This is a genomic window from Pseudomonas anguilliseptica (assembly GCF_021375795.1).
GTDB classification, from domain to species: domain Bacteria; phylum Pseudomonadota; class Gammaproteobacteria; order Pseudomonadales; family Pseudomonadaceae; genus Aquipseudomonas; species Aquipseudomonas anguilliseptica_A.
This window is the reverse complement of sequence record NZ_JAEIOI010000003.1, coordinates 1-24170: the sequence shown is the minus strand read 5'-3', so window position 1 is coordinate 24170 and position 24170 is coordinate 1. Positions and strand designations below refer to the sequence as shown.

The window sequence follows — 24170 nt, the reverse complement described above, 5'->3', positions numbered from 1 at the left end:
ATGATTTGGCCTGCCACTTTGCTGGGTGCTGTTGCCGGGCTGGCGGTGGCCAGTATTCCCGGCGCGTTGCTCGGTGCGCTGCTCGGTCAGGTGCTGGATCGGCGCTTGCGGCTGCAGTCCTGGGCGGCGCTGCGTGAACGTCTGGGCGGGCGTGCAGCGCCGAGTGATGAGTGGCTGTTGTTTGTACTGCTCGGGCGGTTGGCGAAAAGTGCCGGGCGTGTGCTGCCTGCACATATCCAGCAGGCGCGGGCAGAGATGCAGCGACTGGGCTTGAATGCCGAAGGGCAGCGCCGGGCGATTGAAGCGTTTGCGCAGGGCAAGACCGGGCGTGACAGTCTGCGAGGGCCGTTGCGTCGTCAACAGGCGCGGGCTGAAACCTTGCTGCGTGCCTGCTGGCGTATGGCTTGGGCCGATGGTCAGGTCAGCCAGGCGGAGCGTGAGCTGATCATGCTTTGGGGCAAGTGGTTGCAGGTGGCGGCCGCGACCCAGGCGCAATTCAGTGATGCCTATGCGCCGCAGCAGGGGCCGCTGGCGCCCACGGCCAGCAATGCTTATCAGCGCGCGCTGAACCTGCTGAATGTGGCTGCCGAGGCTGAGCCAGCGCAGATCAAGCAGGCGTATCGGCGTCTGCTCAGTCGCCATCATCCCGATAAGTTGGCCGGTAGCGGCGCCAGCCCGGAGCGGGTGCGTGAGGCCACGGAGCGCACCCGTGAACTGCATCAGGCCTATGACCTGATCCGCCAGCGTCACGGTTTTCGCTAGGCCTTCAGTGGTATGCCGCGCGCTGCGTGACTGATTACTTCGCCTGCACTTTTAGGCTCAGCCAGCCTTTGATCCGCCGATAAAGCTGTTCCTGTTCGGCTTCGCGATTGCCCGGCAGTGCCTTCATGGCCACCTGGATATACGCCGGATGTTTCTGCCGTTTACTGGCCTGTGAGCGCTTCAGTGCTGCCTGGCGGTCAGCGACCTGATCCTTGTAGTAGAAGTCGCCTGTGGCCAGTTGCAGTTGTGGAATCAGTTCATCCAGCGGCGGCGTGAAACCGGCGGGCAGTTCGGCGGCGACCAGCAGCAGGTTGCTGACCTTGGCCGGCTTGCGTTCGGCCAAGTAACGCGCGGCCCAGTACGCGCCGCTGCCATGGCCGAGCAGGACGATGGTCTTCGCCTGTTGCTGCTCGGCAAAGCCAATACTGGCCTCAATGCGCGCCAGGACGCGTTCGGCATGTGCCTTCTGCCGCTCTTCCAGGCTTGGCGTTGCGCTCGCAGTGGACGTGCTATCGGCAGCTGCGGCTGTATCCGTTTCGGCTGGCGCTTCAGTTTGTGCGGCGTCGCCGGCAGGTGCGCTGTCGGTATTGGCTGGCGTGTCTGTTGCGGCCGATGTTGCTGATTCCGCAGTGACGTCACGCAGGGGCGGCGCATCGCCGTTAGGGTCCGGTAGGGTCAGGCTGAGGCTGTGCCAGCCACCATCGGGCAGCTTGCGGCGCAGTGGGCCAACGCCCTGCGGCCAGTCGGCATTCTCATCATCGCCCGGCACGAGAATCACCGCGCCGCTGGGCTCGGCGACATTGGCCGGTAGCCAGAGGGCCAGAAAGCTTTCATCGCCCCCCTTCAGTTGCTGCTGTTCCTTTTGTTCCAGGCGTTGCTCCAATGCGGTGGCTTCCACTTCGCTGCGCTCGGGCAAGGGTGCGCGCGTTTCGGTGGTGGGTTCGGCGGGGGCGGCATCGTTTGTGCCTGGAGCATCGGGCGCGGGTGTGGGCTCTTCCGCATGCAGTGGGCTGGTCGATAACAGCAGGCTCAAGGCCAGTGCGGCAGGGCGCAAAAACATGGGGCTCTCCAGCGAATATCGGGTCTCAGCAGCCTAGCTGTTCCTGCCGGTGTTTGTCAGGTGCTTCACGCGCGCGCCAGGCCTTGGATCGGGCTGGTACAATGCGCGCCTTCCGTGAATACCACCGAGGTGCGTCATGCAACCCTTCGCCATTGCTCCGTCGATTCTGTCTGCCGATTTCGCCCGCCTGGGTGAGGAAGTGGACAAGGTGCTCGCCGCCGGTGCCGACATCGTGCACTTCGATGTGATGGACAACCACTACGTGCCGAACCTAACCATTGGCCCGATGGTCTGCGCCGCGTTGCGTAAGTACGGCATCACCGCGCCGATTGATGCGCACCTGATGGTGCAGCCGGTGGATCGCATCATCGGCGACTTTATCGAGGCCGGTGCCAGCTACATCACCTTCCACCCGGAAGCCTCGCTGCATATCGACCGCTCGCTGCAGCTGATCCGCGACGGCGGCTGCAAGGCTGGGCTGGTGTTCAACCCGGCCACCCCGCTGGACGTGCTCAAGCACGTGATGGACAAGGTCGATATGATCCTGCTGATGAGCGTTAACCCCGGTTTCGGCGGGCAGAAATTTATTCCGCATACCCTGGAAAAGCTCAAGGAAGCCCGTGCACTGATCGATGCCTCTGGCCGCGAGATTCGTCTGGAGATCGACGGTGGGGTGAATGTGCAGAACATTCGCGAGATCGCTGCGGCAGGTGCCGACACCTTTGTCGCCGGCTCGGCGATCTTCAATCAGCCGGACTACAAAGCGGTGATCGACGCCATGCGCGCTGAACTGGCTCAGGCTCGCGGATGAGTCTGCTGCGCGAGCTGTTCCAGGGCGAGTTACCGCGCCTGGTGATGTTTGACCTGGACGGCACCCTGGTGGATTCGGTGCCGGATCTGGCCGCAGCCATCGACAAGACTTTGCGCGACCTGGGCCGACCGGCTGCCGGTGTGGTGCAGGTGCGCAACTGGGTCGGCAATGGCGCGCGGGTACTGGTGCGTCGCGCTCTGGCGGGTGGCTTGCAACATGAGCATGTCGATGAGGCGCTTACCGAGCAGGCGCTGGATTTGTTTATGCAGCATTACGCCGACAACCATGTACTGACCGAGGTTTACCCCGGCGTGCGGCCGGTGCTGGACTGGCTGCGCGAGCAGCAGATGGAAATGGCGATTGTCACCAACAAGCCCGAGCGCTTTGTCGCACCGTTGCTCGATGAGAAAGGCCTGGGCGGCTATTTCCGCTGGATTGTCGGCGGCGACACCCTACCCCAGCAGAAACCTGATCCGGCGGCGCTGCTGCATGTGCTGCAGTTAGCGCGGGTCGAGGCTGCTCAGGCGCTGTTTGTGGGGGATTCCCGCAATGACGTGCTTGCAGCAAAAGCGGCAGAGGTGCAGTGCGTAGCCCTGAGTTATGGCTACAACCACGGCCGGCCGATTGCCGAGGAAAACCCGGCGTATGTGCTCGATTGCCTGAGCGGCCTGCTGCGTCCTACCGAGCCCGCGCTTTTGCCGGGTCTTGCGGGTTGATTCGCTTCCGGCCCTGCGCTAGTGTGGCCGGAGTTCAATCCCGCCTGAATTAAGAGAGTTTCGTGGTGGTCACCTGCACGCGCTGGTCGGCAAGCACCGACATGAAAATCATCAAGGCCCTGGCCCGTTGGCGCTGGCGCCTCTGACCTGATCCTGGCCGCTACGGCGGCGCGTCTGCACTCGACCGTTTTAACCTCAAGCCACGAGGCTGCTCATGACCCGCGAAGAATTTCTGCGTTTAGCCGCTGCCGGCTATAACCGCATTCCTGTTGCCTGCGAAACCCTGGTGGATTTCGACACCCCGCTGTCCATCTACCTGAAACTGGCCGACGAGGCCAATACCTACCTGCTGGAATCCGTGCAGGGCGGCGAGAAATGGGGGCGTTACTCCATCATCGGCTTGCCAGCACGTACCGTGCTGCGCGCTTATGAGCATGACGTGACCATCAGCGTCGACGGTGTCGAAGTCGAGCGTCATCACTGCGAAGACCCACTGGCCTTTGTCGAGCAGTTCAAAGATCGCTACAAGGTGCCGACCCTGGCCGGCTTGCCGCGCTTTAATGGTGGTCTGGTCGGTTACTTTGGCTATGACAGCGTGCGCTACGTCGAGCCCAAACTGGCCAAGGGTGTTAACCCCGATGCCTTGGGTACGCCGGATATCCTGCTGATGGTGTCCGATGCAGTGGTGGTGTTCGACAACCTGGCGGGCAAGATGCACGCCATCGTACTGGTCGACCCGAGCGAGGCCGATGCGCTGGAGCAGGGCCAGGCGCGCTTGCAGGAAATTCTGCACAAGCTGCGTCAGCCGATCACTCCGCGCCTGGGCGTGGACCTGGCCGCGCCGGCCGCTGCAGAGCCGGACTTCGTTTCCAGCTTCAAGCGCGATGACTACGAAAATGCAGTCAAGGCGATCAAGGAGTACATCCTGGCGGGCGATTGCATGCAGGTGGTGATCTCGCAGCGCATGTCGATTCCGTTCAAGGCCGCGCCGATTGATCTTTACCGCGCGCTGCGTTGCATCAACCCGACGCCTTATATGTACTTCTTCAATTTCGGCGACTTCCATGTGGTTGGCAGTTCGCCGGAGGTGCTGGTGCGCCTGGAAGATGGTCTGGTCACCGTGCGCCCGATTGCCGGCACGCGTCCGCGTGGTGCCAATGAGGAAGCTGACCTGGCCCTGGAAGAGGATCTGTTGTCCGACGCCAAGGAAGTCGCCGAGCACCTGATGCTGATCGACTTGGGCCGCAACGATGTTGGTCGTGTGGCCAGTACCGGCAGCGTCAAACTCACCGAGAAGATGGTGATCGAGCGTTATTCCAACGTTATGCACATCGTCTCCAACGTCACCGGTCAACTGAAGGAAGGCCTGACGGCGATGGACGCGCTGCGCGCCATTCTGCCGGCCGGTACCCTGTCCGGCGCGCCGAAGATTCGCGCCATGGAAATCATCGATGAGCTGGAACCGGTCAAGCGTGGTGTCTACGGCGGCGCCGTGGGTTACCTGGCGTGGAACGGCAATATGGATACCGCCATCGCCATCCGTACCGCGGTGATCAAGGACGGCGAACTGCACGTGCAGGCCGGTGCCGGCATCGTCGCCGACTCGGTGCCGGCCCTGGAGTGGGAGGAGACGCTGAACAAGCGTCGCGCCATGTTCCGTGCTGTAGCGCTTGCCGAGCAAACCGTTCCTGACCTGTCCAAGCGCTGAGGAGTCCCGCCATGCTTTTGATGATCGATAACTACGACTCCTTCACCTACAACGTGGTGCAGTACCTGGGCGAGCTGGGTGCCGACGTCCACGTGATTCGCAATGACGAGCTATCCATTGGCGAAATCGAGGCGCTTAAGCCCGAGCGTATCGTTGTCTCGCCTGGGCCGTGCACGCCAACTGAAGCCGGGGTGTCCATTGAGGCCATCCTGCACTTTGCCGGTAAGCTGCCGATTCTCGGCGTATGCCTGGGGCACCAGAGCATCGGCCAGGCTTTCGGTGGCGATGTAGTTCGCGCCCGTCAGGTGATGCACGGCAAGACCAGTCCGGTGTTCCATCGCGACCTGGGCGTCTTCGCCGGCCTGAACAACCCGCTGACCGTGACCCGCTACCATTCCCTGGTGGTCAAACGCGAAACCCTGCCGGATTGCCTGGAGGTCACTGCGTGGACGCAGCATGAGGACGGCTCCGTGGATGAGATCATGGGCCTGCGCCACAAGACCCTGCATATTGAGGGCGTGCAGTTTCACCCTGAGTCGATTCTCACCGAGCAGGGCCACGAGCTGTTTGCCAACTTCCTCAAACAACAAGGAGGCCAGCGCTGATGAATATCAAGGAAGCCCTCAACCGAGTGGTCAACCAACTCGACCTGAGCACCGAAGAAATGCAGGACGTCATGCGCGAAATCATGACGGGCCAGTGCACGGATGCGCAGATCGGCGCTTTTCTGATGGGCATGCGCATGAAAAGCGAGACCATCGACGAGATCGTCGGTGCCGTTTCGGTCATGCGTGAGCTGGCCAGCCATGTGCACCTGCAGACCCTCGATCATGTGGTCGATGTGGTCGGCACCGGTGGCGATGGCGCGAATATTTTCAACGTCTCCACCGCAGCGAGCTTTGTGGTTGCGGCTGCAGGCGGCAAGGTGGCCAAACACGGCAATCGTGCCGTCTCCGGTAAGAGTGGCAGTGCCGACCTGCTTGAAGCGGCGGGGATCTACCTGAGCCTGACCCCTGTACAGGTGGCGCGTTGCATCGAGAGTGTTGGTGTCGGCTTTATGTTTGCCCAGGTGCATCACTCGGCGATGAAGTATGCCGCTGTGCCACGTCGTGAGCTGGGCCTGCGCACCCTCTTCAATATGCTCGGCCCGCTGACCAATCCGGCCGGGGTCAAACACCAGGTGGTGGGCGTGTTCAGTCAGGCGCTGTGCCGGCCGCTGGCCGAGGTGCTCAAGCGCCTGGGCAGTCAGCACATTCTGGTGGTGCATTCGCGCGATGGGTTGGATGAATTCAGCCTGGCGTCGGCGACCCATGTCGCTGAGCTGAAGGATGGCCAGATCAGCGAATACGAAGTGCTGCCGGAAGACCTCGGGCTGAAGAGCCAGAGTTTGGTTGGCCTGGCGGTGGAAAGCCCGGAGGCCTCGCTGGCACTGATTCGTGATGCCCTGACGAAGCGCAAGAGCGAAGCTGGGCAGAAAGCGGCCGACATGATTGCCCTGAATGCCGGTGCGGCGGTGTATGCGGCGGATCTGGCGAGCAGCCTTAAGCAAGGCGTGCAGCTCGCCCATGACGCCTTGCACACCGGCTTGGCCTGGGAGAAGTTGCAAGAGTTGGTGTCCTTTACCGCTGTATTCAAAGAGGAGAATGCCGGGTGAGTATTCCAACCGTTCTGGAGAAGATTCTCGCGCGCAAGGCTGAAGAAGTCGCCGCACGCCGCGCCGTTGTTTCGCTGGCCGAGCTGGAGCAGCAAGCCCGCAGCGCCGACCCGGTGCGCGGCTTTGCCGAGGCGCTGATCAGCCAGGCCAAGCGCAAACAGCCGGCAGTGATCGCCGAAATCAAAAAGGCCTCACCGAGCAAGGGCGTATTGCGTGAGCATTTCGTGCCGGCCGAGATTGCCCAGAATTATCAGGCCGGCGGTGCCACCTGCCTGTCAGTGCTGACCGATATCGACTTCTTTCAGGGCGCGGATCGCTACCTGCAAGACGCCCGTGCGGCGTGCTCGCTGCCGGTGATTCGCAAGGATTTCATGATTGACCCGTACCAGATCGTCGAAGCCCGCGCTCTGGGCGCAGACTGTGTGCTGCTGATCGTCTCGGCGCTGGAAGACGCACAGATGGCCGAGCTGGCCGCGACGGCCAAAGCCTTTGATCTCGATGTGCTGGTGGAAGTGCATGACGGCGATGAGCTGGAGCGTGCCTTGAAAACCCTGGATACGCCGCTGGTGGGGATCAACAACCGCAACCTGCACACCTTCGAGCTGAGCCTGGAAACCACCCTCGACCTGCTGCCACGGATTCCCCGTGACCGTCTGGTGGTGACCGAGAGTGGCATCCTCAACCGCGCCGATGTCGAGCTGATGGAAATCAGCGAGGTGTATGCCTTCCTGGTCGGCGAGGCGTTTATGCGCGCCGATAATCCAGGGGCTGAGCTGGAGCGTCTGTTCTTCCCGGAGCGCAAGCGGGTGATCGCAGCGCCTGATGTGGACTGAAAGCACCACGACATAAAAAAGCCGACGCATGCGTCGGCTTTTTTATGGCTATCGCAGGCGGCTCAGCGTGTGCCGAACACCACCATGGTCTTGCCTTTGACGCTGACCAGGCCCTGTTCTTCCAGAGCCTTGAGCACGCGACCGACCATCTCGCGCGAGCAGCCGACGATACGACCGATTTCCTGACGGGTGATCTTGATCTGCATGCCGTCAGGGTGGGTCATGGCATCGGGTTGTTTGCACAGGTCCAGCAGGGTGCGCGCAACGCGTCCGGTGACGTCGAGAAAGGCCAGGTCGCCGACCTTGCGCGTGGTGTTGCGCAGGCGCTCGGCCATCTGGCTGCCCAGGGCATAGAGAATGTCCGGGTCCTGCTGGGTGAGTTCGCGAAACTTGGCATAGCTCAGTTCCGCCACTTCGCACTCGGTTTTGGCGCGCACCCAGGCGCTGCGTTCTTTTTCGGCGCCGTCCTTTTCGAACAGGCCCATTTCACCGAAGAAATCCCCGGCATTGAGGTAAGCGATGATCATTTCCCGACCATCATCGTCTTCGATCAGGATGGTGACCGAACCTTTGACGATGAAGAACAGCGTTTCACAGCGATCGCCTGCATAGATGATGGTGCTCTTTGCGGTGTAGCGGCGGCGGTGACAGTGCGCGAGTAGTTTGTCGAGATTTTTTATTTTAGGTGTGAGGGTAATAGCAACCATGCCCGAATCCCGAATTTATAAAAGTAAGCCGTTGTCTGGCTGGCGTTTCTAATAATAGTTATCCGTACAAGTGTGCCAGCAATCCATCGCGAGCTTAACAAACACTCCAATACTAGGTGTGGAATTGCGACCTGGCTATCACAAGCAGAGGGAACTTGTGCGTAACAGGTGTGCACAGCGGTCGGCAAAAGCGCTGTGCTAAGCTGCCTTCCTTTTTTAGCAGCGGAGCCTGGGTAATGAAAGCGCGTATTCAGTGGGCCGGTGAAGCCCTGTTTATCGGAGAGTCGGGCAGCGGCCATGCGGTGGTGATGGACGGCCCGCCGGAGAGCGGTGGCCGCAACCTGGGTGTGCGCCCGATGGAGATGGTGCTGATCGGTCTGGGCGGTTGCAGCAACTTTGATGTGGTCAGCATCCTGAAAAAATCCCGCCAGGCGGTCGAGAGCTGCGAAGCCTTTCTCGAAGCCGAACGCGCCACGGAAGAACCCAAGGTGTTTACCAAGATCCACCTGCATTTCGTGGTCAAGGGTCGTGGGTTAAAAGAGGCCCAGGTCAAGCGTGCGGTTGAGCTGTCGGCCGAGAAGTACTGCTCGGCTTCGATCATGCTGGGCCGCGGCGGGGTTGAGATCACCCATGACTACGAGATTGTCGAACTGGGCGAGTAACTCGGTACGATCTCTCAGGAATGGAAAAGGGCACCTAGGTGCCCTTTTTTGTGCCGCTGATTTAGCCTTACACGCGGTAGGTGGTGCTGGTCATGACCTTGGCCAGCAGGCTCATGCCGAACTTTACCGGTGCCGGGAAGCGCAAACCGCCGGCGTCCAGTGCGTTGCAGGCGTGCTGCTCTTCATCGACACGCATCTGCTCAAGAATCGCCCGGGATTTCTGGTCTTCCTGCGGAATCTGCTGCAGGTGATCGTCCAGATGTTTGACCACCTGGTCTTCGGTGGCAGCGACAAACCCCAGGCTGACCTTGTCGCTGATCAGCCCGGCCGCAGCGCCGACACCGAAAGACAGGCCGTAGAACAGCGGATTGAGAATGCTCGGTTGGCTGCCCAGCTGACGGATGCGCTGTTCGCACCAGGCCAGATGGTCAATTTCCTCATCGGCGGCATGCTCCATCGCCTGGCGTACCTGCGGCAACTTGGCGGTCAGCGCCTGGCCCTGGTACAACGCCTGGGCGCAAACCTCACCGGTATGGTTGATGCGCATCAGCCCGGCCACATGCTGGGCCTGGCGCTCGTCCAGTTCGGCCTCCGGCTGCACGATCGCCGGTGACGGCCGTGTCGGCTGGCCGCTGAACGGCAGCAGGGTGCGCAGGGCCGCATCGGCTTGCAGCAGCAGGCGATCAACAGGTGAGAAGTGACGTTCGCTGGCCATAAGGACCTCCGGCGATGATGACGGCGTTCAGTTTACTCTACACGCGCCAGAAGGTCTGTTGACGTTTCGTCGCAGCCTCGTACGCATTGGTTTCAGGGCAGTTCGCGTAGCACGCGAAACCCCAGGGCGTAGTCCTTGTGCTGTGGCTGCTTCATGTCGCGCTGGCTGCTGCGCAGGTAGGTCGGGCCGCTGTTCCAGGCGCCGCCTCGGACCACGCGCGGGCTTTGATCCAGCAACCCGGCGCTGTGTTGTTCGCTGCCGTCGAAGGGACTGGCGAAGCGCGAGGCGGTCCATTCCCAGACATTGCCGGCGGTGTCGTGCAGGCCGAAGGCATTGGCTGGAAACTGGCCGACGCGCTCGGTCTTGCTCTGGATTAGCCGCGAGGTGGCGCAGCCGCGGCAATGCGCGCGCGGTTGCGTTTCCGGGCTGTCGAGCTGCTCACCCCACCAGTAATAGCTGGTGCTGCCGGCGCGGGCGGCATATTCCCATTCGGCTTCGGTGGGCAGGCGATAGCGCTGCCCGGTGACTTTTGACAGCCACTGGCTGTAGGCATGGGCCTGGTGCCAGGACACATGGATCACCGGTCGTTGTGCCGACAGGCCCCAGCCTTCGTTATCCGGCATCGGCGTGGCCGTGGCTTCGGCGTATTGCTGCCAGTCGCTGAACGTCACTTCATAGCGCCCGATGGCGAAGGGTTGGCTGATTTCGATCGGCGTGAGCGGGCGTTCGTTATGGTTGCCGCGGCCACTGTGGTCGCCAAGCAGATAGCGCCCGGCCGGCACCACAACCAGCTGCGGACCTTGCTGGCCTTGGGGTAAGGTGTCGCTAAACACCTTGCCCGGCGTGTCTGCGTGCGCGGAGTTGCCAATCAGCAGGGTGAGCAGGCTCAGCGCGCCGAGTAAGGTGCGACTCAACCCGGCGGCCATGCCATCTGCCGTTGTCCGAGTACATGCATATGGATGTGGTGCACGGTCTGGCCGCCCAGGTCATTGCAGTTCATCACCACGCGAAAGCCTTCCTCGCAGCCTTGCTCCTTGGCCAGGCGCTGGGCGGTGAAGAGAATATGCCCGGCCAGTGGCGTGTCAGCGGCGCTCAGGTCATTGAGGGTGCTGATGTGCTTTTTCGGGATCACCAGAAAGTGCACCGGTGCCTGTGGGCCAATATCGTGAAAGGCCACCACCTGATCATCTTCATAAAGCTTGCGCGCAGGTATTTCACCAGCGACGATCTTGCAAAACAGACAGTCCATGGACAGTCCCCAGGCCATTCAAAAGAGGGCCGAGTTTAGTGGACAAGGAGTGTGGGTGAAAAACGATATTCATGATCTGGGTCTGGTGTTGGACTCCAAGACCAAGCTGGTGCTGATCGAGTCCTGGGATGAGCCGCGGGTGCTGGAAACCCTGACCGGTCTTGCCGTGCGCCGTGGTCTTGGCTTGCAGGTGTGGTCGGTAACCGAGGGGTTGCAGCGTGTGGGCTATTCCATTCAGGAGCCGGTCGACAGCGCTACCCTGGAGCCGGAAACCGCGCTGCGCCTGATCAAGGCGGACACACAGCCGACGCTCTATGTGCTGTGCGATCTGCATCCGTTTCTTGAGGACAACCCCAAGCTGGTGCGTCTGCTCAAGGAAATCGCCATGAGCGAGTCGCCCAGCAAACCGACGCTGGTGCTGGTCTCCCATGCCTGCAAACTACCGCCCGAGGTGCAGCGCTATGCCTCGCGCTTCAGTCTGGCGCTGCCTTCCGAGGAAGAGCTGCTGGCCATCGTGCGTGACGAGGCTACCGGTTGGAGTGCGCGCAACCGCAATGCTCGGGTGCGCACCGATAACCGCACCTTGCAGCAGGTGGTGAAAAACCTGCGTGGTCTCAGCCATGCCGAAGCGCGTGCGCTGGCGCGCAATGTGATCTGCGATGACGGCGCGATCACTCAGGAAGACCTGCCGGAGCTGAACAAGACCAAATTCAAGCTGCTCGATCTCGATGGCGTGCTGAGTTTCGAGTACGACACCGCACGTTTCGCCGAGGTCGGCGGGCTGAGCAATCTCAAGCGCTGGCTGTGTGAGCGGCAGGGCATCTTCCTAGAGGGCAAAGGCGTCGATCTACCCAAGGGTGTGCTGCTGGTTGGGGTGCAGGGCGGTGGCAAGAGCCTGGCCGCCAAGGCCATCGCCGGCCTGTGGGGCTTGCCCCTGCTGCGTCTGGATTTTGCCTGCCTGTACAACAAGTTTTTCGGCGAAACCGAACGCAACCTGCGTGAAGCCCTCAAGTTGGCTGAACAGATGGCGCCCTGTGTGCTGTGGATGGACGAGATCGAGAAGGGCCTGGCCAGTGGTGACCATGATGGTGGCGTCAGCCAGCGCGTACTCGGCACCTTGCTGACCTGGATGGCCGAGCGCAAGGCGCCGGTATTTATGGTGGCCACGGCCAACGCGATTTCCCGGCTACCGCCGGAGCTGATGCGCAAGGGGCGCTTCGATGAGCTGTTCTTTGTCGACTTGCCGGACGCAGCAGTGCGGGCCGAAATCTTCCGTATTCACCTGGCGCGGCGTGAGCTGGAGGTGACTGAGTTTGATCTGGCTCAGCTGGCCGCCGCTTGCGATGGCTTTTCCGGCGCGGAGATCGAGCAGGCGGTGGTCAGTGCCCTGTATGCCGCGCAAGCGCAGCAACAAACGGTCAACCAGGCATTGCTGCTGCAGAGCATTCAAGGCACTGCGCCGCTGTCGGTGGTGATGGCCGAAGACCTTGCTGCCCTGCGCGCCTGGGCGGACGGCCGTACGGTCAATGCCGGCTAGCTAGGCTGCCGGCTTGCCGAACTGGCGATTCAGTCGTGCGCTGATCCGGCGGACCAGCCAGCGCGGTGCCAGGCGCGGGCTGAGGGCGAGCAGGCGGTTGCGCCAGCCCGGGATGATGATCGCGCGATTCTTCTCCAGGGCTTTAACCGTGATCAGTGCCACTTCTTCGCAGCTCATCATCAGTTTGCTGCCTTGCAGGGCTTTGACGTCCATGCTGGCTGTGCGGAAGAACGCACTGCGAGTGGGGCCTGGGCAGAGCACGGAGACTTTCACGCCGTCGGCTTTCAGCTCCTCGCGCAGGCCTTCGGAGAAATGCAGCACATAGGCTTTGCTGGCGTAGTAGTTGCTCATGCCAGGGCCTGGCTGAAAGCCGGCGACCGAGGCGACGTTAAGAATCTGCCCGCTGCCCTGGCCGGCCATGATGGTGCCGATGGCATGACACAGGCGCGCCAGGGCCAGGATATTCAGCTCGATCAGTTGCTGCTCACGCGCCCAGTCCTGAGCCACGTAAGCGCCCGAGGTGCCGATGCCGGCGTTGTTCACCAGCAGATCGATACTGCGCTCGCCTTGCTCCAGCTCATGCAGCAGGCCACTGACCTGCAGCGGCTGGCTGAGGTCGCAGACGCGGAACAGCACCTCTACGGAAAAACGCTGGGTCAGCTCGCAGGCAATGCTTTCCAGCGCATCGCGCTGGCGCGCCACCAGAATCAGGTTGCGGCCACGCCGGGCCAGGGCTTCGGCCAATGCCAGGCCAATACCGCTGGAAGCTCCGGTGATAAGCGCATAACGGGTCATAGGATTCTCCGGGAAGGGGCCTTTCGACCCCTCGCACCGTGCAAGGTTGCGTCTTAGGCGGCAGCGTCTGCATAGCCCATATAGGCGGGCAGGGCGATGGCCGCGATGATGCCGACGACGATCAGGGCGATCCACAGCAAGGCAAGGACTTTCACCGCCGTGCTGTTGGGCGGTGGCGGTGGGCCGAAGCGGTTAGCCTCAGTGCTACCGGGGATGATGAACATCAGCAGCGAGAACACTCCGCCAACCACCGGTACCAGGGTGATCAGCAGTAACCAGCCTGACCAGCCGATATCGTGCAGGCGCTTCACCCCGAACATGATGCTGATCACGGCAACGGCGATACCGGCGATAACCATCAACAGGCCGCCGAGTATTTCCGACGCGGCAAAGAAACCGGCGGCGATGCCGAACACAGGCATACAGGCCAGTATCAAGACCAGTGACCAGGCCAGGTAGCGCAAGCGGCCGATCCGTCCTTCGATGCCTATCACCTTCAGCTCGCCAAATTCGGGCAGGCTTTCCGCCACAGTGGCTTTGGGCGTGGCATAGGGGCTACTGGGCGCAGGGCTGACCACTTCTGGCGGATTTTCTGCGAGCAGAGCCTGGCGAGCGATAAATTTCTCGATAACGATGCCGCATGCCGAGCACTCAATGGCTTTGGCTTGCTGATGGCCGCATTTGGGGCAGGTCATCTGCGCGTTGTTGACTGATTCGCTATCGGGGGCGCGGTGATCATCGGTTTCCACCAGGCTCAGGCTGGCGGCGAAGTCCTGCTCCTTGCGCACCTTGGCACCGGCGCTTTGCAGGGCCTTGAGGTACTGATCCGCTTCGTTCTCGCTGAGGTCGCGTTTGAGATCGACGGCTTTGCCGATAAACAACGAGTGGATGCGCGTCAGGTCACTTTTGAACAGGCGGGCGAGATTTTCCTGGGTGGCTTCCAGGCTGGCGTCTGGCATCAACTCGCCGTTGAAGACAATCTTGTAGCGGGCTTGGGTCATGTTGGCGTCCTTGTCGGTGCCAGGATGGAGTTGCGCTACAGACTAGCCGGCCTGCAGGCCCGTAAACAAGCCGCTTTGCCGGCAAATATGTGCGTCCCTAGAGGTGTTTCACGCTCTGCCGTGCGCCGCCCAGCTGCCGACCAGGCGGCCATTGCGCAGCAGCACAAGCTGATTGAACAGCTCGAACAGCCCCTCCGAGCGTTGCGGGCGCAGGAATACCCAGTCATCGACCTGCAAGCCTGTGCCGAGGGAGCCGATCAGCCGCTCCTGGTTGGCACTGCGGCCATACAGCGCGTCATAGCTGAGCCCGGCTGGTGAAACCGGAGTGGCTGGCCACTGTCCGCCATACAGGTAGTACGTCTGCTGACGGTTACGATCCCAGCGTTGCAGCAACGGCTGTGCCGAGTCGAGAAACGGCAACTGCCCAGGCAATGCCTTGAGCACCGGGCTGGCGACCCACAAGGCTGGCTGCAGGTCGCCGAGCAAGGGGCTGTCGAAGTCGCTGGGTTTGAGTAGCGCGGAGCCCACCGCCACCTCATTCAGCGGTGTGGCGAGGCGTGTGTGCAGGGCATAGGTCAGGCTGCCGGCACCATTGAGCAGCGGTTGCGCCGGCCACAGCTCGCTAAAAGTGGCAGCACTGGCAATAAAGGCCTGGTAGCGCGCTGCGCTCTGGGCGAAGGCAGTGTCTTGGTTGACCCAGAAGGGCGTATGGGCCAGGTGTGCGTCATAGCCCATCAGGCCACGGATGTGCAGCAGATTCGGAGTGCCGCGCAGCCAGTTGAGTGCACTGCCGAGTGCTTCTGGTGTGGCAAAACCGCCGCGCGCCAGGCCGATGTCGATCTCGAAGGCAATTTGCAGCGGCTGGTTGAGGGCATTGGCCAGGGCGGCGTATTCCTGCAGGCGCGTTTGGCTGTCGATCAGCCAGGTCAGCTGCCTGGCCGGGACGAACCCGCTGCCTTGTGGCAGTTGCTGGTAGAAACTCAGTGCCGCCGCCTCGGGCAAGGGCTTGCCGAGCAGCAGGTCGGCCTGGGGGAAGTTCACCGCGAGCTGATTGATCTGCGGCTGGTGAAACACCATAAAGCGCTGCGTGCCGAGCTTCTTGGCCAGGTATTCCAGCAGGCCGATAGAGGCCAGGGACTTGGCCACCAGACGCAACGGCAATTGGTTGCCGAGTTGGTTGGCGAGCCGCTCGGCATTCTGATCCAGGCGCGCCAGGTCAACCACCAACAGGGGGATGCCGCCGCCCTCACGGCGTAACAGCTGGTTAAGCGCGGCGAAGTAGGGCGAGTGCGGCTGGCCAAGGTCGCTCGGGCGCAGTGCCCAGCCGGCCAGCAGCCCGAGCGCGCCGAGGCCGAGCAGGCTGCGTCGCTTCATCGCGCCCAGCGTTGTTGCAGTTGCTGGCTGCTTGTGAGGGCCGCGCGGTATTCGTTGTCGAGGCGGGTGATCAACTGCTCGACGCTCGGCAGGTCGCGGATATTGCCGACACCCTGGCCGGCCGACCACACGGTTTTCCAGGCCTTGGCTTCTTCATCCATGGGTTTGAGTTTCTCGCCGTAATTGACCTCGCCCTTGTTCTGCAGCTGCTTGAGGTCGTAACCGGCCAGCTCCAGGCTCTGGCGCATAAAGCTCGCCGGCACGCCAGAGACCGCCGGGGTGTGGATGATGTCGGCGGCTTTGGCGTCGAGGATCATCTGCTTGTAGGCGGGCGATGCGGCGTTTTCCTGGGTGGCGATCAGGCGGGTGCCGAGGTAGGCCAGGTCGGCGCCGAGCAGTTGCGCTGCGAGTATCTCGTGGCCCTGGTTGAGGCAGCCGGCGAGCAGCAGGGTTTTATCGAAGAATTGACGGATCTCGGCGATCAGCGCAAACGGGCTCCAGGTCCCGGCGTGTCCGCCGGCGCCGGCGGCGACTGCAATCAGGCCATCGACCCCTGCTTCGGCGGCTTTCTCGGCATGCCGGCGGGTGGTCACGTCGTGGAACACCAGGCCGCCATAGCTGTGGACGGCATCCACCACTTCCTTCACCGCGCCCAGGCTGGTGATCACAATCGGTACGCGCTGCTCGACGCAGATCGCCAGATCCGCCTGCAGACGCGGGTTGCTGCCATGCACGATCAGGTTGACCGCATAGGGCGCCGCGGTGTCGCTGCGGCCGGCCTCGATCTCTTCCAGCCAGTCTTTGAAGCCACTGCTCTCACGCTGGTTGAGAGCCGGGAAGCTACCGACGATGCCATTGTTGCAGCAGGCCAGCACCAGTTGCGGGTTGGACACCAGAAACATTGGTGCGGCGACGACGGGCAGGCGCAGGCGTTGTTCGAGCAGGGCAGGCAGCGACATGCAGTAATCCTCTTGATGGAATTAGAAGGGGCGAACCACGACCAGAATGACAATGCCCAGCAGGGCCAGCACGGGCGCTTCATTGAACCAGCGGTAGAACACATGGCTGCGCTGGTTTTCGCCCCGGGCAAAGGCCTTGAGTTGGGCGCCACACATAAACTGGTAGATCACCAGCAGGGCCACCAGGCTCAGCTTGGCGTGCATCCAGCCCTGGCTGAAGTAGTAGCTCGGGTTAAGGCTGATCAGCCACAAGCCCAGGCCAACGGTAAGAATCAGTGAAGGCCACATGATGCCGCGATACAGCTTGCGCTCCATGATGCAGAACCGCTCGCGACTGATCTCGTCCGTGCTCATGGCGTGGTAGACGAACAGGCGTGGCAGGTAGAACAGGCCGGCGAACCAGCAGACCATGGCGATGATGTGCAGGGCCTTGAGCCACAGATAGAGCATTGTTCGAACTCGTTGCTGAAAAGTGCCCCGATAGTAGTGGGCATGACTGCCGCCGTCATCACTGGCGGTTGGCCCCTGGCCGAAGCGGCCGTATCATCGGCAGCTTTCCAATGGTGGTATTGCAGAGGGGCAAGTGATGATCAAGGTCGGAATCGTCGGCGGCACGGGTTACACCGGTGTCGAGCTGTTGCGTTTGCTGGCGCAGCACCCGCAGGCACAGGTCGAGGTCATCACCTCGCGCTCCGAAGCCGGCATGCGTGTCGACGAGATGTACCCGAACCTGCGCGGTCATTACGACAGTCTGGCCTTCAGCGTGCCGGACGTGGCCACCCTGGGTGCCTGTGATGTGGTGTTCTTCGCTACGCCGCACGGTGTGGCCCATGCACTGGCCGGCGAGTTGCTGGCCGCTGGCACCAAGGTGATCGACCTGTCAGCCGACTTCCGCCTGCAGGATGCCGATGAATGGGCCAAATGGTACGGCCAGCCCCACGGTGCGCCGGATCTGCTGCCTGAGGCAGTCTACGGCCTGCCCGAAGTCAACCGCGAAGCCATCAAACAGGCGCGCCTGATCGCCGTGCCGGGCTGTTACCCGACGGCCGCGCAACTGGCGCTGATTCCGCTGCTGGAAGCCGGCCTTGCCGATACCACGCAAGTGATCGCTGACTGTAAGTCGGGTGTCAGCGGTGCCGGCCGTGGTGCCAGCGTCGGCTCGCTGTTCAGCGAAGCCGGCGAAAGCATGAAAGCCTATGGCGTGAAGGGCCATCGGCATCTGCCGGAAATTCGCCAGGGCTTGCGCCGGGCGGCGGGTAAGGATGTCGGGCTGACTTTTGTGCCGCATCTGACACCGATGATTCGTGGCATCCATGCCACCCTGTACACCACGGTGGTTGACCGCTCGGTGGATCTGCAGGCGCTGTTCGAACAGCGCTATGCCAATGAGCCTTTCGTCGATGTGATGCCGGCCGGTAGCCACCCGGAAACCCGCAGCGTGCGCGGGGCCAACGTCTGCCGGATCGCCGTGCACCGTCCGCAGGATGGCGACCTGGTGGTGGTGCTCTCGGTAATCGACAACCTGGTTAAAGGCGCTTCCGGTCAGGCCGTGCAGAATATGAACATCCTCTTCGGCCTCGATGAGCGCTTGGGGCTGTCGCACGCAGCCTTGCTGCCCTGATGGCGGGCTGGGAGGTTCGCCTGCACGACCCGGCGCGCGCTCGGCGCGTGCGCGTGTTCGTCGTGCTGCTGGTGCTGTGTATCCCGCTGGCCTTTTATGCCGGTAGCTTTTGGCAACAGCAGCGCCAGCCCGCTGTGCAGGTGGAGCCAGTGAGCGTGGCAGTACGCGATGAGCAGTTGCTGCGTGAGGTGGACGAGTTGCGCCAGCGTCTGGTGGTACTCAGCAGTGCCGAGAAGGTTAGTCAGCAGGCCAATGAGCAAAGCCGTCTGAGCATCAAGCTGCTGGAGGAGCAAATCTACAAGCAGCAGCAGGACCTGGCGTTCTACAAGGGCGTACTGGCTCCGGCCAGTCGCCGCGAAGGACTACGGATCAAGACCTTTGAGCTGCAAGCCACGGACAGACCCGAGCATTTCCGCTACAAGATACTCCTGAGCCGCGTGGGGAAAGGCGAAACGCCGCTGGAAGGTCAGCTGCAGGTCTCTATAGTGGGCAAACAGGGTGAGCAGGATGTCACGCTTGAGCTGGCGGCGCTGACTGCTGGCTTGCCAGACGCGCTGCCTGGGCAAGCAATTGCCTTTGCCTTCAAGCACTTTCAGGCCATCCCCGAGGCCGGGCGTTTTGCCGAGTTGAAGTTGCCTGAGGGCTTTATCCCGCGAGAAATCAAGGTGCGTGCTGAGGTGCAGGGCGAAAAGCCGCTGCTGCGCACGTTCAAGTGGAACAACGAGGAGTAACTGTTCCTTATGTGGAATAAAGACAAGACGCGCCCTGATGTGCAGCGTTTCGCCGGCAAGACCAGTCTGATCGCGGTAGGCGCCGAGTTGCATGGTGATCTGCGATTTCAGGGTGCAGTACAGGTCGACGGTCAGGTGCATGGCAATCTGCTGGCCAGTGAAGGCATGGTGCGCATCAGTGTGCAGGGCCGGGTTGAAGGTGAGATCCGCGCCCCCCATATCGTGATCGACGGTGAGGTCATCGGCGACGTCCACGCCAGCACGCATCTGGAACTCGGTTCGCGTGCGCGGGTGCGCGGCAATCTCTACTACGCCCTGATGGAAATGGCCATGGGGGCGCAGATCGAAGGGCGCCTGTGCCGCTTGCAGGACGAGGCGCGACCGCTGGAGCTGCCCCAACCGCAGGATGCCGCACAATAGTTGACCGCTTTTCTAGGGTAAGCGGATAATGCCGCTCAGAACGCAGTATGGCGCGTAGCGCCGGGAGTTAATCAGCATGAGCGTCGAAACCTTCACCCCCAGTGCGATGCAATTTACGCAGGGTGCGGCGAACAAGGTGAAGAGCCTGGTCGATGAAGAAGGCAACCCGCGCCTGAAGTTGCGCGTGTTTGTCACGGGAGGCGGCTGTTCCGGCTTCCAGTATGGTTTTACCTTCGATGAAGAGGTTGCCGAGGATGACACCATCATCGAGCGCGAGGGTGTGAGTCTGGTGGTTGATCCGATGAGCTTCCAGTACCTGGCAGGCGCTGAAGTCGATTATCAGGAAGGGCTGGAAGGGTCGCGGTTTGTCATCAAGAACCCCAACGCCACCACCACTTGCGGTTGCGGTTCTTCGTTCTCGATCTGATTCAGGTGGTTCACTGCAACGCCGTGCCTTGAGCACGGCGTTGTCGTTTCTGGCTGTTGGGTTGTGCCTCGATCAGGCGGGGTAGATCGCACCGAGAACCCGCAGGCCGCGTGCGCCCGTGACGCTGGGACGGTTGCCCGGAATACCCTCCAGGCAACAATGCGCCAGCCAGGCAAAGGCCATGGCTTCTACCCAGTCGGCGGGTACGCCCTGTTCATCGGTGCTGCTGACCTGGCACTGCGGCAGCAGCTGGGCCAGGCGCTGCATCAGCCTGTGATTGTGCGCGCCGCCGCCGCAGACCAGCAGCCGCTCGGTATTCTGTTGGGCGGCTTTGAGCGACTCGGTGATGCTGATCGCCGTCAGCTCCAGCAGGGTGGCCTGCACGTCCACTGCGGCCAAGGCTGGCAGGGTTTGCAGTTGTTGATCCAGCCAGTCCAGGTTGAACAGCTCACGGCCTGTGCTCTTCGGGCCTTCAGTCTGGAAGTAAGGGTTGCTCAGTAGCGTCTGCAGCAGGTGCGGCTGCACCTGGCCACTGGCGGCCCACTCTCCGTGCTGGTCATAGGTTACGCCTTGATGGCGTTGTATCCAGGCATCCAGCAGCGCGTTGCCCGGCCCGCAGTCGAAGCCACGCACTGGACGCTCAGGCTCCAGCAGGCTGAGGTTGCTGAAGCCGCCGATGTTGAGAATCGCGCAGATACTCTTTGGGCTTGCAAACAAGGCCTGATGAAAGGCCGGAACCAGCGGCGCGCCCTGGCCGCCAGCAGCCACATCCCGGCGGCGAAAATCACTGACTACGCAGATGCCGGTTAGCTCGGCCAGCAATGCCGGGTTGCCGATCTGCACAGTAAACCCTCGCGCAGGCTCATGGCGTACGGTCTGGCCATGGCTGCCGATGGCGCGAATACGCTGCGTGGCGATGCCGTGTTGCTTGAGTAGGTTGTTGATGCCCTGCGCGGCGAGGTGCACCCACTGCTGCTCGGCGACAGCCGCGCGGGCTAGCTCATCTGCACCAGGGGCGCACAGGCTGAGCAGGTCGCTGCGCAGCGTGTCGGGCATGGGCAGGTAGTGGGTGCCGAGCAGCTGGGTCGTGTCGGTCTGCTCAATCAGCGCGATGTCCAGTCCGTCGAGGCTGGTGCCGGACATCACGCCCAGGTAGAGAGGCATGGTTCAGCGCTGGTTGTTGAGGGCGAGCATGGTGGACTTTTCTTTGTCCATTTGTGCCATCAGAGGTTTGCTCAGCTGCATAAAGCGTGCTTTCTCGCTGCTGGCAATCGGGTCGGCCATCGGCAGTTTCTGGCTCAGTGGGTCGACGTGCACACCGTTGACCTGGAATTCATAGTGCAGGTGCGGTCCGGTAGACAAACCGGTAGTGCCGATATAACCGATGATCTGCCCTTGTTTGACGTTGGTGCCGCTGCGAATCCCTTTGGCAAAACCGTTCATGTGGGCATACAGGGTGCGATAGCGCTGGCCGTGCTGGATGATCACCGCATTGCCATAACCGCCATGCCGGCCGGCCAGGGTGATGCGCCCGTCGCCGGCGGCCTTGATCGGTGTACCACGCGGTGCGGCGTAGTCCACACCCTTGTGAGCGCGAATCTTGTTCAGCACTGGGTGACGACGGCCGGTGGAGAAGCGTGAGCTAATCCGGGCGAAATCTACCGGCGTACGGATAAAGGCTTTGCGCATGCTCTCGCCATTGGCGTTGTAATAGCTGCTGATGCCTTGTTTGTTGGTGTAACGCACGGCGGTGTAAGTCTTGCCGCGGTTGATAAAGCGTGCGGAGAGGATATTGCCTGTGCCGACCTGTTTGCCGTTGACCACTTTCTTCTCGTAGATCAGCTCGAACTCGTCACCCTCACGAATATCCATGGCGAAGTCGATGTCGTAGCCGAATACGTTGGCCAGATCCATGGTCAGGTTGTGCGACAGGCCTGCACGCTTGGCCGAGAGAAACAGTGAGCTGTTGATTACGCCGTGGGTGTAGGTGGTCTGGATTTCAGGTTTGACCAGCTCGCGCTTGAAACTGAAGCCCTTTTCGTTCTTGGTCAGAGCAATGCTTTCCAGGTCGCTGAGTTTGCTGTGCAGGCTTTCCAGCTGGCCGTCAGCACTCAGGTTGAACTCCAGAGCTTGGCCCACCTTAAGGCGCGTCAACTGCTTGGCTTCTTTACTGCTGTTGAGCACGGCGTGCAGGACAGTTGCGCTCAGGCCGACCTTGGCAAACACCGTGGACAATGTATCGCCATTCTCGACGCGAACAACGCGGTGAAGTGGGTCGGTTTCCTGAGATTCTTCAGGTTGGCTGGCTTGCAGCTCATCTTGGTGTGAGTCTGCCGCGCTGCTCGCGAAAGGGGATTCGTTAGGGGCAAGGCTCAGTGAATTAGCGGATTCGGTGTCATTCTGCTGCTCGGAATACTCGGCACCATTGTCCAGCTCAAGGTTTATAAAGGTCTTTTTAGCTTCTACTTCACGGGTGGGGAAAACCAGGAGGGCTAGGCTCAGTAGGGCGGCGACGCCACTGGCTGCCAAGATATGGCTTTTCGGATACAGAGGCGGCGCTTTAGTTGTAGAGGTCATAGGCTGCTTTTTGACTTTGAAAAGATGAAAAGAAAAATAGATAAACAAAATGATGAATATGCAGTAACTGTATAAAATATAACCAAATCGCTAGCTAGGCAACCCCGGTTGTCGCGCGCTGGTCTTAGCGTCGGTGGGTGGTGGGCAAAACTTGTGATTTGTCTGCGATCTTGTATGGTTGGTTCCCTTTTGTTTTGAGTGGTCGTGAGTCCTGTCATGAAGTCGGTTGAAGAGCAGTTGGCGCTGATCAAGCGTGGCGCGGAAGAGGTTCTGGTTGAGGCCGAGCTGGTTGAGAAACTCAAGCGTGGTCAGCCGCTGCGCATCAAGGCGGGCTTTGATCCGACCGCCCCGGACCTGCACCTTGGGCACACTGTGCTTATTAATAAGCTGCGCCAGTTTCAGGAGCTGGGGCATCAGGTGATTTTCCTGATTGGTGACTTCACTGGAATGATCGGTGACCCCAGCGGCAAAAGCGCGACTCGCCCGCCGTTGACCCGTGAGCAGGTGTTGGAGAATGCCGAGACCTACAAAAGCCAAGTGTTCAAGATCCTCGATCCGGCGAAAACCGAAGTCGCCTTCAACTCCACCTGGATGGATAAGATGGGGCCGGCTGACTTCATTCGTCTGACCTCGCAGTACACCGTGGCGCGCATGCTTGAGCGTGACGACTTCAGTAAGCGTTACTCGACCAATCAACCGATTGCTATCCATGAGTTCCTCTATCCGCTGGTGCAAGGCTATGACTCGGTTGCGCTGCGGGCGGATGTCGAGTTGGGTGGTACTGACCAGAAATTCAACCTGCTGATGGGGCGTGAGTTGCAGCGCTCCTATGGGCAGGCGTCACAGTGTATTGTCACCATGCCGCTGCTCGAAGGGCTGGATGGTGTGAAGAAGATGTCCAAGTCGCTGGGTAACTACATTGGTATCCAGGAGTCGCCGGGCGTTATGTACAACAAGTTGGTGTCCATGCCGGATGCGCTGATGTGGCGCTACTTTGAGTTGCTCAGCTTCCGCTCCATGGATGAGATTGAGCAGTTCAAGCGTGATGTCGAGCAGGGCGCCAACCCGCGCGATATCAAAATTAAGCTGGCTGAAGAGATTGTGGCGCGTTTCCATGGCGAAGAGGCCGCGCTCAGTGCGCACCGTTCAGCGGGAAATCGCATGAAGGATGGGGAGCTGCCTGACGACTTGCCGGAGATCGAGGTGCTGTCCGTTGAGGATATGCCGATCGCTGCACTGCTGAATAAAGCTGGGTTGGTAAAGAATGCGGCGATGGCGCGTGATCTGCTGGGTTCTGGCGGTGTGCGTGTCGATGGCGAGGTCGTAGATCGCTCCTTTATATATAAAGTGGGCGCGGTACATGTTTGTCAGGCAGGTAAGAAAGCGTTCGCGCGGATTACGCTTAAGTCGGAGTAGTCTTTCTGCTGACTGCTGCGCGTTTGGTTCGGCAAAGCCGTTGAAGCGTCAGCTTCAACGGCTTTGTCGTTTCTGCAGGCGACGCGGTGCTTGGCTTGTTGCGCAGGCTTTTGCTGGGTGTGAAACAAAAGCGCAATATTCGGTTGACCTTGGATTTTCTGTCCCTATAATGCGCAGCTCTTCAGGCGTAAGCGGCCCCTTAAACTTCTTATAAAACAAGAAGTTATATTTAAAATAGGGCTTGCAAAGCAGCGAAAGCTGCGTAGAATGCGTCACCTCTTCAGGTGGTGATGTTTGAGTCTGAAGAGGTTCGGTCGGGTAGATCGACAGCGGTAAAAGAGGCGGTTGACAGTGGTTTGAAACGCTGTAGAATTCGCCTCCCGCTGACGAGAAGCTAGAAGTTGATCGAAAGCGCAAGTGGTTGAGATTGAAAAG

27 protein-coding genes are annotated in these 24170 nt (G+C 61.0%); 14 read left to right on the top strand and 13 right to left on the bottom strand.

Annotated elements, in window-relative coordinates; translation table 11 throughout:
* Positions 1 to 762, top strand: coding sequence for a TerB family tellurite resistance protein (locus IOD17_RS11555; RefSeq protein WP_233685252.1), 762 nt, complete (start codon positions 1 to 3; stop codon positions 760 to 762).
* A 34-nt stretch (positions 763 to 796) separates the two neighbouring features.
* Here the strand turns inward: IOD17_RS11555 and IOD17_RS11550 are convergent, their stop codons facing one another.
* Positions 797 to 1822 carry an alpha/beta hydrolase family protein gene (locus IOD17_RS11550; protein ID WP_233685251.1) on the bottom strand — a complete coding sequence of 342 codons (1026 nt, stop codon included), beginning with the start codon at positions 1820 to 1822 and terminating at the stop codon, positions 797 to 799.
* A 136-nt stretch (positions 1823 to 1958) separates the two neighbouring features.
* Here IOD17_RS11550 and rpe point away from each other — a divergent pair, with 136 nt between their 5' ends.
* The 6 genes from rpe to trpC all read left to right on the top strand — a co-directional run bounded on the left by rpe (position 1959) and on the right by trpC (position 7544).
* Entirely contained in the window at positions 1959 to 2633 is a 675-nt protein-coding gene (gene rpe / locus IOD17_RS11545; RefSeq protein ID WP_233685250.1) for a ribulose-phosphate 3-epimerase, read from the top strand.
* Positions 2630 to 3349: a phosphoglycolate phosphatase gene (locus IOD17_RS11540; RefSeq protein WP_233685249.1), complete on the top strand. Its 720-nt coding sequence runs from the start codon at positions 2630 to 2632 to the stop codon at positions 3347 to 3349. The genes rpe and IOD17_RS11540 overlap by 4 nt, the downstream gene beginning before the upstream one ends.
* A 214-nt stretch (positions 3350 to 3563) precedes the next feature.
* Positions 3564 to 5057 carry an anthranilate synthase component I gene (gene trpE / locus IOD17_RS11535; RefSeq protein WP_233685248.1) on the top strand — a complete coding sequence of 498 codons (1494 nt, stop codon included), beginning with the start codon at positions 3564 to 3566 and terminating at the stop codon, positions 5055 to 5057.
* A gap of 11 nt (positions 5058 to 5068) precedes the next feature.
* Positions 5069 to 5662 (top strand): aminodeoxychorismate/anthranilate synthase component II, encoded by a 594-nt coding sequence (locus IOD17_RS11530; protein WP_233685247.1) that lies wholly within the window; start codon positions 5069 to 5071, stop codon positions 5660 to 5662.
* A complete protein-coding gene (gene trpD, locus IOD17_RS11525; protein WP_233685246.1) occupies positions 5662 to 6711 on the top strand; it encodes an anthranilate phosphoribosyltransferase in 1050 nt (349 codons plus the stop codon). The genes IOD17_RS11530 and trpD overlap by 1 nt, the downstream gene beginning before the upstream one ends.
* Entirely contained in the window at positions 6708 to 7544 is an 837-nt protein-coding gene (gene trpC / locus IOD17_RS11520) for an indole-3-glycerol phosphate synthase TrpC (protein WP_233685245.1), read from the top strand. Before trpD ends, trpC begins: the two co-directional genes overlap by 4 nt.
* 62 nt (positions 7545 to 7606) lie before the next feature.
* On the opposite strand, the gene crp is transcribed toward trpC, so the two are convergent.
* Positions 7607 to 8251: a cAMP-activated global transcriptional regulator CRP gene (crp, locus tag IOD17_RS11515; protein WP_108488573.1), complete on the bottom strand. Its 645-nt coding sequence runs from the start codon at positions 8249 to 8251 to the stop codon at positions 7607 to 7609.
* A 236-nt stretch (positions 8252 to 8487) separates the two neighbouring features.
* Here crp and IOD17_RS11510 point away from each other — a divergent pair, with 236 nt between their 5' ends.
* A complete protein-coding gene (locus tag IOD17_RS11510) occupies positions 8488 to 8913 on the top strand; it encodes an OsmC family protein (protein ID WP_233685244.1) in 426 nt (141 codons plus the stop codon).
* A gap of 67 nt (positions 8914 to 8980) precedes the next feature.
* Here the strand turns inward: IOD17_RS11510 and coq7 are convergent, their stop codons facing one another.
* The 3 genes from coq7 to IOD17_RS11495 form a co-directional block, all read right to left on the bottom strand.
* Positions 8981 to 9628, bottom strand: coding sequence for a 2-polyprenyl-3-methyl-6-methoxy-1,4-benzoquinone monooxygenase (gene coq7 / locus IOD17_RS11505; protein WP_233685243.1), 648 nt, complete (start codon positions 9626 to 9628; stop codon positions 8981 to 8983).
* Positions 9629 to 9720: 92 nt separating this feature from the next.
* Entirely contained in the window at positions 9721 to 10554 is an 834-nt protein-coding gene (locus tag IOD17_RS11500) for a formylglycine-generating enzyme family protein (RefSeq protein WP_233685242.1), read from the bottom strand.
* Positions 10539 to 10877, bottom strand: coding sequence for a histidine triad nucleotide-binding protein (locus IOD17_RS11495; RefSeq protein WP_233685241.1), 339 nt, complete (start codon positions 10875 to 10877; stop codon positions 10539 to 10541). The genes IOD17_RS11500 and IOD17_RS11495 overlap by 16 nt, the downstream gene beginning before the upstream one ends.
* A 55-nt stretch (positions 10878 to 10932) precedes the next feature.
* Between IOD17_RS11495 and IOD17_RS11490 the strand changes: the two genes are divergently transcribed.
* Positions 10933 to 12414 carry an AAA family ATPase gene (locus tag IOD17_RS11490; protein WP_233685240.1) on the top strand — a complete coding sequence of 494 codons (1482 nt, stop codon included), beginning with the start codon at positions 10933 to 10935 and terminating at the stop codon, positions 12412 to 12414.
* On the opposite strand, the gene IOD17_RS11485 is transcribed toward IOD17_RS11490, so the two are convergent.
* The 5 genes from IOD17_RS11485 to hemJ form a co-directional block, all read right to left on the bottom strand.
* On the bottom strand, positions 12415 to 13209 hold the full coding sequence (locus tag IOD17_RS11485) for an SDR family NAD(P)-dependent oxidoreductase (RefSeq protein WP_233685239.1): 795 nt from the start codon (positions 13207 to 13209) through the stop codon (positions 12415 to 12417).
* Between the two features lie 53 nt (positions 13210 to 13262).
* A complete protein-coding gene (locus IOD17_RS11480) occupies positions 13263 to 14210 on the bottom strand; it encodes a DUF805 domain-containing protein (protein ID WP_233685238.1) in 948 nt (315 codons plus the stop codon).
* A gap of 108 nt (positions 14211 to 14318) precedes the next feature.
* Positions 14319 to 15584 (bottom strand): alanine racemase, encoded by a 1266-nt coding sequence (locus tag IOD17_RS11475; protein ID WP_233685237.1) that lies wholly within the window; start codon positions 15582 to 15584, stop codon positions 14319 to 14321.
* Complete coding sequence (locus IOD17_RS11470) at positions 15581 to 16543, bottom strand: NAD(P)H-dependent flavin oxidoreductase (protein WP_233685236.1); 963 nt, start codon at positions 16541 to 16543, stop codon at positions 15581 to 15583. The genes IOD17_RS11475 and IOD17_RS11470 overlap by 4 nt, the downstream gene beginning before the upstream one ends.
* 21 nt (positions 16544 to 16564) lie before the next feature.
* Positions 16565 to 16993 (bottom strand): protoporphyrinogen oxidase HemJ, encoded by a 429-nt coding sequence (gene hemJ / locus IOD17_RS11465; RefSeq protein WP_233685235.1) that lies wholly within the window; start codon positions 16991 to 16993, stop codon positions 16565 to 16567.
* A 136-nt stretch (positions 16994 to 17129) separates the two neighbouring features.
* Here hemJ and argC point away from each other — a divergent pair, with 136 nt between their 5' ends.
* The 4 genes from argC to erpA all read left to right on the top strand — a co-directional run bounded on the left by argC (position 17130) and on the right by erpA (position 19742).
* On the top strand, positions 17130 to 18164 hold the full coding sequence (gene argC / locus IOD17_RS11460; protein WP_233685234.1) for an N-acetyl-gamma-glutamyl-phosphate reductase: 1035 nt from the start codon (positions 17130 to 17132) through the stop codon (positions 18162 to 18164).
* The gene (locus tag IOD17_RS11455) at positions 18164 to 18895 is read left to right on the top strand and encodes a DUF6776 family protein (RefSeq protein ID WP_233685233.1); all 732 of its coding nucleotides are present in this window, start codon (positions 18164 to 18166) and stop codon (positions 18893 to 18895) included. Before argC ends, IOD17_RS11455 begins: the two co-directional genes overlap by 1 nt.
* Before the next feature lie 9 nt (positions 18896 to 18904).
* A complete protein-coding gene (locus tag IOD17_RS11450) occupies positions 18905 to 19315 on the top strand; it encodes a bactofilin family protein (protein WP_233685232.1) in 411 nt (136 codons plus the stop codon).
* A 76-nt stretch (positions 19316 to 19391) separates the two neighbouring features.
* Complete coding sequence (erpA, locus tag IOD17_RS11445; protein ID WP_233685231.1) at positions 19392 to 19742, top strand: iron-sulfur cluster insertion protein ErpA; 351 nt, start codon at positions 19392 to 19394, stop codon at positions 19740 to 19742.
* A gap of 72 nt (positions 19743 to 19814) precedes the next feature.
* Here the strand turns inward: erpA and IOD17_RS11440 are convergent, their stop codons facing one another.
* Positions 19815 to 20906 (bottom strand): anhydro-N-acetylmuramic acid kinase, encoded by a 1092-nt coding sequence (locus IOD17_RS11440; protein ID WP_233685230.1) that lies wholly within the window; start codon positions 20904 to 20906, stop codon positions 19815 to 19817.
* Between the two features lie 3 nt (positions 20907 to 20909).
* Positions 20910 to 22319: a peptidoglycan DD-metalloendopeptidase family protein gene (locus IOD17_RS11435; protein ID WP_233685229.1), complete on the bottom strand. Its 1410-nt coding sequence runs from the start codon at positions 22317 to 22319 to the stop codon at positions 20910 to 20912.
* Between the two features lie 216 nt (positions 22320 to 22535).
* Here IOD17_RS11435 and tyrS point away from each other — a divergent pair, with 216 nt between their 5' ends.
* A complete protein-coding gene (tyrS, locus tag IOD17_RS11430) occupies positions 22536 to 23735 on the top strand; it encodes a tyrosine--tRNA ligase (protein ID WP_233685228.1) in 1200 nt (399 codons plus the stop codon).
* A 54-nt stretch (positions 23736 to 23789) separates the two neighbouring features.
* Here tyrS and IOD17_RS11425 read toward each other — a convergent pair.
* On the bottom strand, positions 23790 to 24170 hold a 381-nt coding region (locus IOD17_RS11425; protein WP_233685227.1), incomplete at its 5' end, for a hypothetical protein.